The sequence below is a fragment of the Agromyces sp. Y575 genome, from assembly GCF_059445445.1.
In genome coordinates, this window is record NZ_JCAIUI010000001.1 from 277,653 (window position 1) to 290,446 (window position 12,794).

Here is a 12,794-nt window from a genome sequence, read left to right on the forward strand (position 1 = left end):
TGAGGTGAGAGGCAGTGAGTTGAGCCTAGGAGCCATCTCATTCGTACACTATGGGTGCTCGTACAGAGGGCGCCCATCGACCTTGGACCCTCCAACAAAGTCGCCTCGGCTCGCCTCAGGCCGGCTCCCGAGTCCGCGCCGCTGGAGGGCCGAGTCGACCGGCGTCGAGGCGCTCGTGGTCGCGGCGCGCGAGTGGCTCGGCATCCGCGCCTGAGCCCAGCAGCGGGGTGAGCACCGGCGCATGGTCCATTCCGCGACGATCACAAGCTCGGGCGACGCGAGCAACTGTGGTCGGCGAGCCCGAATCAGAGCAGGGTGAGGAGGTCGATGCCGCACCAGAGGAGCGCCTCGTGCGTCACCCCGACGAACACGTACAGGGCGAGCATCGATCCGAACGCCATCTCTCGCGGCGATCCCGTGTCGCCGAGCACGGGCAGCGCGATGTAGCCGTTCGGGCGCCAGATGCTGCTGATGACCGGCGCCTTTCGCAGCAGCTTGGGTGGCTTCGGCTTGATCGGCCAGAGGAGCCCGGGCAGACCACCGGTGGTGAGGAGGTCTCCGGCGAGGTGGGCGACGAACCCCACCACGACGGCGAGCGGGAACCAGCCGATGCTGCTCGGAGCCAACAGCACGAGGAGCATTCCGAACGCCGCCCCGAGGGCCCACGCCGTCAGCCACGATCCGACCAGGCCGCGCGCCTTGACTGCGAAGCACATGAGCGCTGCGGCGCCGATCACGGTGCCGACGGAGAAGGTGCCGAATCGCTCGGTCGTGAGTGTCAGGAAGGTCAGTGCCCATGCGCCGATGCCGACGATCGCCGCTGCGATCAGCGAGTGCGCACCGTGGCGATGACCGCCTGAGATCGATCCGACGGCGCCTGCGGCGAGCCGGCCGAGAATCGGCACCGACTGCGCGATGGTCGCGCTGTGGTGATCGGCATCGGGCAGCAGCGCCGCGCCGGCGCAGACGAAGGATCCGGCGACGACGCCGACCGGATCGAGCGGGTACGCGCCGCTCGTCAAGTACGGCATGGCTCCGGTCGCGGCGATCCAGGCGGCGGCGCCGCTCGTGGCATGGTTGACGCCCATCATCTCGGTGGCGTGCTCCTTCTTCTGCGGGCGTGCGACATCCGCTTCGGTGAGTCGTGTGAACTCCGACTGCGTGCTGGAAGTGCGGCGGTCGACGCCCGGAGAACATCAGCACACCGTCACTCGAATGGCTGCGCCCGGGCCGTTCGACCGTATCGTGCACGGGTGACACGGCTGCGCGAGGTCAGCGCCGCGCGGCGCCTTGACCCGTCGCGCCTCGCGACCCACAATTGGGAGGTTGACTGAATGCTAGGGGAGCGGAGAACTGATGTCCGACGCGTACACTCGTCCGACCATCGATGAGCAGACCGGCGCTAACGAGGTGCCGAACTTCGCGCCCGCGCCCGACGATGGGGTGCCGCCTGCCGCTCACACGCCCGTGGACTCGGTCGAGCGACGCAAGTGGAGCAGCGACCTCCGGTTCATGCTCGTCGTGCTGGCAGCGATCTTGGTGCTCTTCCTGGCGTTCGCGCTGCTCATCGCCTTCAGCCCGACGGGGCCCGCGATCAGTGCCCTCGCGATCATCGCCGCTCCGATCGCCACGATGGTCGTCGCGTACTACGGCATCTCCCTCGCGCTCCGCCAGGTGAAAGACGCTCGAGATGCGGCCGAGTCGGCCGATACCCGTGCACGCGCAGCCGAGGTGAGCGCCCGTGAGTCGGACGCGTGGGCGGCCCAGATGGAGTCGGGCCTGCGCGTCGCCGTCGCCAAGCTGACCGCCGCCGGTCAGGAGACGCGCGACGTCGAGCGCGCCGCAGGCACGCCCGACGAATTCTTCTGATCGGGAGCTGTTCAGCGCTGGGAGACCTGCTCGGGCCTTAGAGCTCCGCGAGAACTGCGACAGGGCGTTCGATGCACCCCGCCACGAAGGTGAGGAAGCCGGCCGCCTCCGCGCCATCGCACACGCGGTGGTCGAATGAGATGGTCAGTTCGGTCACGGTACGCACGGCGAGCTCACCGTCGACAACCCACGGGCGTTCGATGAACCGGCCGACGCCGAGCATCGCCGCCTCGGGGTGATTGATGATCGCGGCCGAACCGTCGACACCGAGGGTGCCGTAGTTGTTCAGCGTGAACGTGCCGCCGGTGAGCGCCGACGGCGGGAAGACACCCGTCGCGGCCTCGCCGGTGCGAGCGACGATGGCGTCGCGCAACGTGCGCAGCGACATCCGCTCGGCGCCGTGCACGACCGGTACCAGGAGGCCGCGCGGGGTCTGCGCGGCGAGCCCGAGGTTCACGGCCGAGTGGTAGACGAGCTCTTCGCGCTCGGCGTCGAAGCTCGCATTCAGAGACGGATGCCTGGCGAGGCCCGCGACGACGAAGCGGGCGATGAGGGCCGTGATGCCGAACCGCTCACCAGTCGACTCCTGCAATTGGCGGCGGGCAGTGAGGAGTCCGGTCGCGTCGACGTCGAGCCAGACGGTCGCTTCGGGGATCTCCCGGCGCGAGCGCGAGAAGTGGGCGGCTGCGGCGCGCGCCATGCGGTCGAGCGGCACGCGGCGGTCGCCGTCGCGGTCGGTCGTCGTGCTCGCAGGCTGCGGTGCTTCGAGCGACGGGGCAATGGATGCCGCAGCAGTCTGCTCGACCGCCGGTCCGCCTTGCTCGGCGATGAACGACTCCACGTCGCGCCGCATCACCAGGTGCTCCGGCCCCGATCCGAGAAGTTGGCTGGCGTCGAAGCCATGCTCACGGGCGAGGCGACGCACGATCGGTGAGACCACGGGGGAGCGGCGTGCGGCGTCGAGTCGGGCGGCTCCGCCTGAACGCGGCCCCGCCGATCCGTTGCCGCGACGGCCGAAGCGCGTGGGTGCCGACGCGGCGCGCTTCGTGATGGTCGATTGTCGCGTGCCATAGCCGATCAATACGGCGCCGGACTCCTCGGCGAGCGCGGTCTCGCTCGTCACGATGCCGGGTTCGGCCGGCTCCGCGGCATCCGCCGGCGAAGTCTCGCCGCCGAGCCTCATCAGCACGGTGCCTGCGTGAAGCACGTCGCCGACCTCGCCGCCGAGCGACTCGACGACGCCGGCGAACGGTGTCGGCAGTTGCACGACGGACTTCGCAGACTCGAGTTCGACGACGACCTGGTCGATCGTCACCTCATCGCCTGGCGCGACGAGCCATGCGACGATCTCGGCCTCGGTGAGGCCCTCGCCGAGGTCGGGCAGGATGAAGTCGCGGCTCATGCGTCCCACTCCCAGTTGTCGAGGGCCGCGAGCACGCGGTCGGCGGTCGGCAGGTGGTACTCCTCGAGTTTCGGTGAAGGGTAGGGAATGTCGAATCCCGCGATGCGAAGCACAGGCGCGGCGAGGTGGTGGAAGTTGCGTTCGGTGACGCGGGCGGCGACCTCGGCGCCGTAGCCGCCGAACTGTGCAGCCTCGTGGATGACAGCCGCTCGCGAGGTCTTGCGCACTGAAGCGCCGACGGTGGCGTCGTCGAAGGGGGAGAGGCTGCGCAGGTCGACGACCTCGATCGAGAGGCCCTCTTCGGCCGCTGCCTCGGCGGCCTCGAGCGCGGTGCGCACGGTGGGGCCGTAGCCGATGAGGGTGACGTCGGTGCCTTCGCGCACGACCTCGGCGCGATCCATGGGCGCGGTCGTCACGGGCAGGGCGAGCGGCGCCTTCGACCAGTAGCGGCTCTTCGGCTCCATGAAGACGACGGGGTCGTCACTGTCGATCGCCTCACGCAGCATCGAATACGCGTCGGCGGGGTTCGACGGCATCACGACTGTCAGGCCGGGAGTCGACGTCCAGTACGACTCAGAGGAGTCGGAGTGGTGCTCGACGCCGCCGATCGCCCCCGCGCAGGGGATGCGCACGACCATCGGAAGCGTGACGCGCCCTTTCGTGCGGTTCCGCATCTTCGCGACGTGCGAGACCATCTGCTCGAACGCGGGGTAGCTGAACGCATCGAACTGCATCTCGACCACGGGTCGCATGCCGTACATCGCCATGCCGATCGCGGTGCCGACGATGCCCGACTCCGCGAGCGGGGAGTCCCAGATGCGGTCGTCGCCGAACTCGGTTTGCAGGCCGTCGGTGACGCGGAACACGCCGCCGAGCGGCCCGACGTCTTCGCCGTAGACGACGACGCGATCGTCGGCCGCCATCGCGTCGCGCAGGGCGGCGTTCAGCGCCCCGGCCATGGTGAGCTGCGTCGGGGCGGATGCCTCGGCGGGCGTGGCGCTCGTCACGGTCGCGGTCATCGCGTGGCTCCTGCATGCTGTGCGAACGCACCGGCGGAGATCTCGGCCTCGAGGGCGGCGCGCTGCTCGAGGAGCGCTGCGCGCTCGCGCCCGTAGACGTGATCGAAGAGCTCGAGGGGATTGAGCTCGGCCTCGGTCGTCATGACGTCGCGGGTGCGTGCGGCGAGCTCCTCGGCGGCATCCGCGATCACGGTGCGCGTCGCCTCGGTGAGCGCGCCCTCTGAGACGAGGTATTTCTCGAGTCGCTCGATGGGGTCGCGGCGCTTCCAGTGCTCGACGTCGCGGGCGGTGCGGTAGCGAGTGGGGTCGTCGGAGTTCGTGTGCGCCTCGATGCGGTAGGTGACGCCTTCGATGAGGGTCGGACCGCCGCCGCTCCGCGCGCGTTCGACCGCCGCGCGGGTCACCGCGTACATCGCGGCGATGTCGTTGCCGTCGACGTGATACCCCGGCATGCCGTACCCGACGGCCTTGTCGGCGAGCGTGGCGGCGCGCGTCTGGCGCTCGAGGGGCACGCTGATCGCGAACTGGTTGTTCTGCACGACGAAGACGGTCGGTGTCTGCCAGACCGCGGCGAAGTTGAAGGCCTCGTGCGCGTCGCCCTCGCTCGTGGCGCCGTCGCCGAGGAAGGTGAGGGCGACGATCGGATCGTGGCGGAGCCTCGCCGCGTGCGAGAGGCCCACAGCGTGCAGCGTCTGCGTCGCGAGCGGAGTCGCCTGCGCGGCGGTGCGGTGCGCGTGCTGGTCGTAGCCGTTGTGCCAGTCGCCGCGGAACGAGGCGAGGATGTCGCCCGGCTCGATGCCGCGGGTGAGCAGCGCGATGCTGTCGCGGTAGGTCGGGAAGAGCCAATCGTCAGCCGTGATGGCTGAGACGGCGCCGATTTCACACGCCTCTTGACCGTAAGCCGAGGGATAGGTCGCGAGACGACCCTGCTTGGTGAGCGCGGTGACCTGCACGTCGAAGCGTCGGGCGATGACCATCTTTCGGTAGAGCTCGAGCAGGGTCTCTGCGTCGGGGAGACCGAAGCCTCCGGTCGCAGCGCCCGACACCGCGTGGCCGGCGTTGTCGAGCAGTCGCAGTGGCTTTTCAGAGGGCACCGTGCGAATGGATGCGCGCTCGACGTTGAGGGTCATGTCCTCATCGTGCGACACTCTCGCGCGCCGCGGAGGGGCTCTCGTGCAACCGTGAACGAACGGCTCCGCGCGCTCGAAAGCGGTACCGATCGTCCGTTCAGCGGAGGCTCAGGCGCGCCAGATGTCCAGCGTCTGAGCGGGCGGATGCCCCTCCAACTCGGCGAGGATCAGGTGCGATCTCGTCGACACCACACCCGGCATGTCATGGATGTCGCGGAGGATGGCCTGACTCAACTGCTCGTGGTCGGGGGCGCTCACCGTGAGGATGATGTCGATGTCACCGGAGACGGCCTGCACCTTCTCGACGAAGGGGAGGGTCGCGAGCTTCGCGGCGATCGACTCCCACGAGACCTCGCCGATGCGCACGACGACGAGCGCCGAGATGTTCAGGCCGATGGCCTTGCGATCGATCTGCGCGCCGAAGCCGGTGATGACACCGCGCTGCTGCAATTGCTGCACCCGATTGTGGGCTGCGGTGCGCGAGATGTGCACTCGTTCGGCGAGCGTGCGCACCGAGAGCCGGCCGTCGCGGCTCAACTCGGCGACGATGCGACGGTCGATGCTGTCGAGCCCGTCGTTCCGGTGCGGTGTCTGCTGGGTCATCATCGTCCTTGTGGCTCACGCCCAGCGTACCGGCTGCGGCGCTCCGCGCGTCGGAGCGAGATGCGCATCGGTGCGTGCCTGATCGCCCGCGGCAGCAGCGGCCAGAGCGTACCGATCGTGTCGAGCCATCCGTTCGCGACGCGTTCGACGCGGGGCGTCCAACGGAACCCGTACGCCGCGCGCATCGAAGGCGGCAGGAGCGCCGCAGTCATGAGGCGCACGAGCGGCAGTAGAGTAACGGCTCCGAAGGGCAGAGCGGATGTCTCGGTGAGCAGGCTCCGCGCAACCGCGCGGGCCTCATGGCCGACGTCGAGCGCGGCGACCCGATCGGCCCACCACTCGTCGAACTCGGCGCGGCTCGCCGGCCATCCTTCACCGGCTGACTGGAGGCTGGCACCGAGCGGCGCGTAGCCTTGCACGATCGCGTCGCCCGCCTCGGGCGGCAGCGCACCCCACAGCCGTTCGTGCAGGTCGAGCGCCACCACGAGCAGTGTCGAGGCGACGAAGCGTTGCGCGTCGGCGTCGAACGCGCTGTAGGCGGGGCCGTCCCCGTCTGCACCGCCTCGCACGGGTGCGTGACGGCGGTTGACCGTGCGCACCGCCGCAGCTGCGACCGCGTCGTCGCCGAATCCGACGGCATAGACGTAGTCGAGCGTTCCGATCAGTCGATCCAGCGGGCGTTCGCGGAAAGCGCTGTGCCGGGCGACTCCGCGGGCAACCCTGGGGTCGGCCAGTTGCAGCAGAATCGCTGCGCCGCCGCCGAGGAGCAGCACGCCTTCGGCGCCGTGGCGGCGGAACACCGCTCGATCGTCATGTTCGCGCATGAGTACCAGTTGTACCGCTAGTACCAGTTGTTCGCCTCCGAGTGCGCCCAGGCTCCGCACGGGGCGCCGTAGCGGCCGGCGATATAGGTGAGGCCCCATTCGATCTGGGTGGCGGCGTTCGTGCGCCAATCGGACCCCGCGCTGGCCATCTTGCTGCCGGGCAGCGATTGGGGAATGCCGTAGGCGCCGCTGGAGGCGTTGTAGGCGTCGGCCCGCCAACTCGATTCGCGCGTCCAGAGGAGCACCAGGCACTGGTACTGGTCGCTGCCCCATCCGTATCGCGCGACGGCGTCGGCCGCGTAGGCCTTCGCGCCGGCGGTGTCGACGACGACGCCGGGCGGCGGCGCGCTGCCCACTCCGCCGCTGTTGGCGGCGGCCTCGGCGGCCGCTGCGGCGGCCTTCTGCCGCTCTTCGGCGTCCCTGCGTATCTGTTCACCGACCTGAAACTGTCGTTCGAGTTCGACGGTGCGGTCACGAAGGCTTGCGAGCTGGGCGTAGAGCGTGTCGACGACGACTCGTTGCTCGGCCAGTTCCGTCTCGGCCGCCTCGTGTGCTGCTTCGGCCGCGGCGGCTGCTTCGGCCGCCTCAGTGGCACGGCGCTCCCGCTCCTGTTCGGCGACGTCTGCTTGAGCGCTGAGCGCCTGCGATTGAGCCTTCGCCTCGGTCGCGCGATCGGCGACGGCGCCGTAGATGTTGGTGAGTTGCGCTGCGCGGGAGAGGCCCTGCAACAGCTCGGTCGAACCGTCATCGGCGAGGAGCAGGCGCAGCGTGACATCCGCGCCGCCCGATCTGGCGAGGACGGCGCCGACCCGGCCGAGCCGCTCGCCCGACGCTGCGGCCTCTACGGCTGCGGCCTCGGAGGCCGCAGCGATGGTCGTCGCACGCAGCTCGGCCATCTCGTGTGCGGTCGCCGCGACGGCGGAGAGCCCGGCGGCTTCGACGGCGTCATCACCGAGCCGAGCGGACTCGGCCTCGAGGGAATCGACGAGGGCGGTGATGCGCGTCGCCTCGGTTTCTCGCGAGGCGACATCCTGCTTCGCGGCCTCGACTTCCTCCCAGCTCGGATAGTCCTCGCCGAACGCCGGAGCCACGGGCAACACGAGGGCGGCGACGATCAGCGCCGCCGCGCCCGCTGCGAACCTCGATCTTCCCCGCACAGCACCCCCTTCGAGGCCGTGAGTCTACCTACGGCGCCGCTCCGCGGACGTTCGGACACGCAGCGTAGAGTTGTCCGGATGCGAGTGAAGCGAATGGCTGCACTGCCGTTCGTACTTACGGCGGTGCTGCTCGCGGTGACGGCCTGCACATCCTCGTCGCCCGTCACCCCGGGCGCGAACGAGTCGCCGACGTCGACCCCTTCGGTGACTCCGACACCCGTTGACCCCATCGCCGAGTGGGTCGATGAGCGGATGTCGCGGCTCACGATCGAGCAGAAGGCAGCGGCGTTGTTCATGCTGCACGCGCCCGGCACCGATCCTGCACCGCTTCGCGCCTACGCTGACGCGGGCGTCTCCGGGCTCATCCTCATGGGCGACAACGTGCCGGCCGGGCCGGCCGAGCTCGCGGCGCTCACCGCAGCCGTACAGACCGACCCCGAGGCGCCCCTCCTCATCGGCATCGACGAGGAGGGCGGAGAGGTGCAGCGGCTCTCGTGGGATGCGGCGGCAGCCGCAGACACGTTGCGGGCCGTGCCCGCTGCAGCAGCGCGAGACGCCTTCGCGGCGCGAGCGGCGACGCTCGCCGCGAGCGGGGTGAATGTGAACTTCGGCATCGTCGCCGACGTCACCGCAGATCCCGATTCGTTCATCTTCGGGCGAGTGCTCGGCACCGACCCGGCCGGCTCGGCGGAGCGGGTCGCGGCCGCCGTAGCGGGGGAGCAGGGAGTGGTTGCGAGCACGCTCAAGCACTTCCCAGGCCACGGCGCAGCGCCCGGCGATTCGCACTCGAGCATTCCGACGGCGCCGCTCGGGCTCGAAGAGTGGCGCGCGGCGCCGGCGCTGCCCTTCGCGAGCGGTGTCGATGCCGGGGCCGAACTCGTGATGACGGGTCATCTCGCCTATCCGGCCGTCGACGCGGCGCCGGCATCGCTCTCGCCGGCCTGGCATCGCATCCTGCGCGACGAACTCGGGTTCGACGGCGTCGTGGTCACCGACGACATGCTGATGCTGGCGCACAACGGTCTCCCCGAGTACGCCGACCCCGGGGAGAACGCCGTTCGCGCGGTCGCCGCCGGCGCCGACCTACTGCTCTACGTGCTGCCCGCCGACCCGTCGACATTCGGCATCTCGGTCGACGGACTCGTCGGCTCGATCGTGGGTGCTGTGCAGGCCGGCCGGATCAGCGAGGCCCAGCTGAACGACGCGGTCGAGCGAGTCCTGACGCTTCGCCGCTCGTTCGCGAGCTGAACTCGTGCTGTTCTCTCCGGCGGGGAATTTCTCGGTGTTATATGCGTTTGCATAGGTGTGACCGAACGGTCGCCACGACATCGAACACGGGAGACTGCCCAATATGACGACCACTGCCTCGACGATCGAGATCCCCGGATACCGCGCCGGCACCTGGAAGATCGACACCACGCACAGCGAGGTCGGCTTCAGCATCCGCCACATCATGATCAGCAAGGTCAGGGGGAAGTTCGACCGCTTCGACGCCACCTTCGTCACCGCTGAGAACCCGCTCGACTCGAGCGTCACCGCCTCTGCCGAGGTCGCCTCGGTCACCACGAACGAGCCGACCCGCGACGCGCACCTGCGCACCGGCGACTTCTTCGAGGCCGAGACCCACCCGACCATCGACTTCGTCTCGACCGGCGTGCGCGTCGAGAAGGGCGACTTCAAGGTCGACGGCGATCTCACCATCCGCGGCATCACGAAGCCCGTCACCTTCGACTTCGAGTTCGGCGGCTTCGGCGGCGACCCCTACGGCAACTACAAGGGCGGCGCGACGGCGAAGACCGTGATCAACCGTGAGGACTTCGGGCTCATGTACAACGCGGCGCTCGAGACCGGCGGCGTGCTGCTCGGCGATCAGGTGACGATCACGCTCGAGCTGCAGGCTTCGCTCGACCAGTAGTCGGCATGGCGGGAACGGCGGTCGTGCACAGCGCACGACCGCCGTTGCCGTACGCGTGCGAGTCCGATTCAGAGTCCGGACCCGCGGATGCGCGCTCGATCAGGCGCGAACGGTGCGGCCGCCGTCCACAGAGAGCACCTGGCCCGTCACATAGCCGGCATCGTCCGAGAGCAGGTATGCGCCGGCTGCCGCGATGTCGCCGGGATTCCCGACGCGTGACTTGATGAAGGTCGCCTTGACGGTCGACTCCTCCATCGCCGCACGGATCTCGGCGGGAAAGCGGTCGTGCAGAATCACGCCGGGGGCGATGGCGTTCGCCCGGACTCCCTGAGCGCCGTAGCGGGCGGCCACGTGTCGCATCAGCGCGTGACCGGCGGACTTCGCCATCGCGTAGGCGACGCGCACGGGCTCGGCGACGTACGCGGCACCCGAGCTCGTGAAGACGATCGATCCGCTGCCACGTTCGATCATTGGCGGAAGCGCCGCGCGGGTGCAGAGCACGTAGCCGCGCTGGTTGATCCGGATGCTCTCGTCGAACTCGTCCATGGGCACGTCGAGCACTCCGTGCTCGGGATCGCCCGACATGCTCGCGAAATTCACGTGCAGGCCGTCGAGACCGCCGTAGGTGGCGAGGGCCAGCGACACGGCGGAGCCGACGGACGCCTCATCGGCGCCGTCGAGTCGGGTGGCGACGATCGAGCCGCCCTCACCGCGGATGCCGGCGGCGACCGATTCGACGCCGTCCGTGTCGATGTCACCCAGAACGACATTCGCGCCCTCCGCCGCATAGCGTTGCGCAAGCCCGGCTCCGATGCCGCCCGATCCCGCGATCAGGATGGTCTTGCCGTCGAGTCTCTTCATGGATTTCGATCTCCTTGTCCTCTGTCGATTTACGAGACGAATAGTCTCATAAATGTCGAGGCTAGCAGTCGAGGTCCACGGGAATACGGGTGCGGTGCGGTGCGGAGTCGCTCGAAATCAGTGTTCAGGGGCGACCGGCTGCGCCGCCGCGCCGTGCAGGATGAGGTCGACGAGTCCCTCCGTGCTGGTGCCGCCCGGCCGCCGGGGGTTGGCGATTCGGTGGAAGACAGCACCGAGCAGTGCGTCGGCGATGATCTCCACGTCGGCGTCCGATCGGAGTTCCCCGAGTGAAACCGCCCGTGCGAGGCGTTCCTCCAGTTGCTCGTGCAGGGGCGCGATCATGAGATCGTGCTGCCTGATTCCCACCTCCTCGTCGGCCGCCGCCGCAGCCACGAGGGCGCTGCGCAGCGCGGCTGCCCCCGGCGCGTTCAGGGCCGCCGAGATGGCGTGAAACGTCGATCTGAGGTCGGTCTCGATGTCGGAGGAGTCGGCGACGGATATCGGGAAGTACGAGATGTTCCCGTTGACGATGCCCTCTGCGACGACAGCGCCCTTGGTGCGCCACCAGCGGTAGACGGTCTGTTTCGAGACTCCGGCGCGGGTCGCGATCCGCTCGACGCTCAGCGCGTCCCAGCCGATCTCGGGGAGGAGATCACGTGTGGCGTTCAAGATCGCGGTGCGAGTCGATTCACTGCGCGGGCGCCCGCGGGCAATGGTGGCCATGCACGAAGAGTAGCGGGGGTCACGGCTCCCGGCCGATCGTGCCGGCGTTCACTTCGCAGTGCCGACCTCGCCGAGCTGCACCGCCCAGAACCGCGCCCATTCGCGCAGCCTCGGGGTGAACGACGCTGGGTCGAGCGGGCCCTCGAATCCGTCGAGCGTCACGGATGTCGCGCGTGCACGCTTCAGCGTGCGCCAGAGTCCGATCACCCGGCCGCTCTGCACGAGCGTCGGCTGGAACACTCCATTGCCACCGGGAACCACCCGGGGCGCATGAACAGGGTCGCAGACCGGGTCGCGGTCTCGATAGCCGAGATAGTACTCGTCGAACGCCGCGAGCGCGTGGCGGCCGGCAGCCCGCGTGGGTGAGGGCGTCGACGTGAACCCGGCTCCGACCTGATCGACGGGGTCGGCGACGACATGACGCTCATCATCGAAGGCGGCGACCGCGTCACCCGCGTCGGCGAGCGCCGCCCGCGCATCGGTGAGCGTGACTCCGCTCCACCAGGCGAAGTCATGCACGGTGGCAGGTCCGTGACCACCGAGGTACGAGAGGAAAAGCGCGACGAGCGTCTCACCGCGTTCCGATGCCGGCGCGCTGCGAGGCGACCACTCGTCGAGCAGCACGAAGCGCTGCCCGCGACCCTCGACCGGTCCGCAGCAGAGCACCCCGTCGTGGGCAAGCCACCAAATCAGGTGGTACCCGCGCTGGCCGGCGGTCGAGATGCCACCCGCCTGCCAGACGGCCTGCAGTTCGTCACGCGAGAGCGAGCGGCCGCCCACGAGTTCGCGTTCCGCGATGTCGCGGGCTGCGGAGTAGACGTCGGCGTCGAGCTCGAGCTCCCGATGGGTCGCGGCGGCGCGCTGCATGATGCGCGGCCCCGTGATCGCGAGGATGTCGCGCAGCGATTCGGCCGGCACGAGGTGGAGGGTGCCGCGCATCGGCCAGGAGCGGAGCACCTCGCGGGACTCGATCGCCGCATCGACGTCGGCGGCGACCGAACCCCGCACCCGAGCGCCGACGACCCACTTCGACGCGGCGAAGTCCTGCGCCTGCACAGCGCCGAGTCGCCGCACCGCTTCGACGGCCGAGGGCAGCCCTCGGGCGAGGCCGTGAGATTCGAGTCGGGCAGCGCGAACGCGGGCGTCGCTGGCGAGATGCGGCATGGTCCGAGTCTGGCGGATGCCTGAGACATCCGGTCGCAGACCCTGTATGGCTGCTGCCCGGGCACCCGAGCGGGATAGACTGGGAGGCTGTGCCGCTCGGCACGCCATCCCACCCTTGTTCCTTCGG

At 69.4% G+C, this 12,794-nt stretch carries 14 protein-coding genes; 3 read left to right on the forward strand and 11 right to left on the reverse strand.

Features of this window, described 5'->3' with window-relative positions:
- Positions 1–115 precede the first annotated feature (115 nt).
- The gene (locus tag AC1C2U_RS01395) at positions 116–250 is read right to left on the reverse strand and encodes a hypothetical protein (protein WP_495359931.1); all 135 of its coding nucleotides are present in this window, start codon (positions 248–250) and stop codon (positions 116–118) included.
- A 55-nt stretch (positions 251–305) separates the two neighbouring features.
- A complete protein-coding gene (locus AC1C2U_RS01400) occupies positions 306–1,091 on the reverse strand; it encodes a metal-dependent hydrolase (RefSeq protein WP_495359932.1) in 786 nt (261 codons plus the stop codon).
- Between the two features lie 265 nt (positions 1,092–1,356).
- Between AC1C2U_RS01400 and AC1C2U_RS01405 the strand changes: the two genes are divergently transcribed.
- Complete coding sequence (locus tag AC1C2U_RS01405) at positions 1,357–1,869, forward strand: hypothetical protein (RefSeq protein ID WP_495359933.1); 513 nt, start codon at positions 1,357–1,359, stop codon at positions 1,867–1,869.
- A gap of 37 nt (positions 1,870–1,906) precedes the next feature.
- On the opposite strand, the gene AC1C2U_RS01410 is transcribed toward AC1C2U_RS01405, so the two are convergent.
- The 6 genes from AC1C2U_RS01410 to AC1C2U_RS01435 form a co-directional block, all read right to left on the reverse strand.
- The gene (locus tag AC1C2U_RS01410; protein ID WP_495359934.1) at positions 1,907–3,271 is read right to left on the reverse strand and encodes a dihydrolipoamide acetyltransferase family protein; all 1,365 of its coding nucleotides are present in this window, start codon (positions 3,269–3,271) and stop codon (positions 1,907–1,909) included.
- On the reverse strand, positions 3,268–4,290 hold the full coding sequence (locus AC1C2U_RS01415) for an alpha-ketoacid dehydrogenase subunit beta (RefSeq protein ID WP_495359935.1): 1,023 nt from the start codon (positions 4,288–4,290) through the stop codon (positions 3,268–3,270). Before AC1C2U_RS01415 ends, AC1C2U_RS01410 begins: the two co-directional genes overlap by 4 nt.
- The gene (gene pdhA / locus AC1C2U_RS01420) at positions 4,287–5,420 is read right to left on the reverse strand and encodes a pyruvate dehydrogenase (acetyl-transferring) E1 component subunit alpha (RefSeq protein WP_495359936.1); all 1,134 of its coding nucleotides are present in this window, start codon (positions 5,418–5,420) and stop codon (positions 4,287–4,289) included. The genes AC1C2U_RS01415 and pdhA overlap by 4 nt, the downstream gene beginning before the upstream one ends.
- A gap of 108 nt (positions 5,421–5,528) precedes the next feature.
- Positions 5,529–6,023: an Lrp/AsnC family transcriptional regulator gene (locus tag AC1C2U_RS01425; protein ID WP_495353941.1), complete on the reverse strand. Its 495-nt coding sequence runs from the start codon at positions 6,021–6,023 to the stop codon at positions 5,529–5,531.
- Complete coding sequence (locus tag AC1C2U_RS01430; protein ID WP_495359937.1) at positions 6,023–6,847, reverse strand: oxygenase MpaB family protein; 825 nt, start codon at positions 6,845–6,847, stop codon at positions 6,023–6,025. Before AC1C2U_RS01430 ends, AC1C2U_RS01425 begins: the two co-directional genes overlap by 1 nt.
- Before the next feature lie 17 nt (positions 6,848–6,864).
- The gene (locus tag AC1C2U_RS01435) at positions 6,865–8,004 is read right to left on the reverse strand and encodes an aggregation-promoting factor C-terminal-like domain-containing protein (RefSeq protein ID WP_495359938.1); all 1,140 of its coding nucleotides are present in this window, start codon (positions 8,002–8,004) and stop codon (positions 6,865–6,867) included.
- A gap of 78 nt (positions 8,005–8,082) precedes the next feature.
- Between AC1C2U_RS01435 and AC1C2U_RS01440 the strand changes: the two genes are divergently transcribed.
- On the forward strand, positions 8,083–9,252 hold the full coding sequence (locus AC1C2U_RS01440) for a glycoside hydrolase family 3 N-terminal domain-containing protein (protein WP_495359939.1): 1,170 nt from the start codon (positions 8,083–8,085) through the stop codon (positions 9,250–9,252).
- 103 nt (positions 9,253–9,355) lie between these two features.
- A complete protein-coding gene (locus AC1C2U_RS01445) occupies positions 9,356–9,919 on the forward strand; it encodes a YceI family protein (protein ID WP_495353945.1) in 564 nt (187 codons plus the stop codon).
- Between the two features lie 99 nt (positions 9,920–10,018).
- Here the strand turns inward: AC1C2U_RS01445 and AC1C2U_RS01450 are convergent, their stop codons facing one another.
- The 3 genes from AC1C2U_RS01450 to AC1C2U_RS01460 all read right to left on the reverse strand — a co-directional run bounded on the left by AC1C2U_RS01450 (position 10,019) and on the right by AC1C2U_RS01460 (position 12,667).
- Entirely contained in the window at positions 10,019–10,780 is a 762-nt protein-coding gene (locus AC1C2U_RS01450) for an SDR family NAD(P)-dependent oxidoreductase (RefSeq protein ID WP_495359940.1), read from the reverse strand.
- A gap of 117 nt (positions 10,781–10,897) precedes the next feature.
- A complete protein-coding gene (locus tag AC1C2U_RS01455; RefSeq protein ID WP_495359941.1) occupies positions 10,898–11,503 on the reverse strand; it encodes a TetR/AcrR family transcriptional regulator in 606 nt (201 codons plus the stop codon).
- A 48-nt stretch (positions 11,504–11,551) separates the two neighbouring features.
- On the reverse strand, positions 11,552–12,667 hold the full coding sequence (locus AC1C2U_RS01460) for a winged helix DNA-binding domain-containing protein (protein WP_495359942.1): 1,116 nt from the start codon (positions 12,665–12,667) through the stop codon (positions 11,552–11,554).
- Positions 12,668–12,794 lie beyond the last annotated feature (127 nt).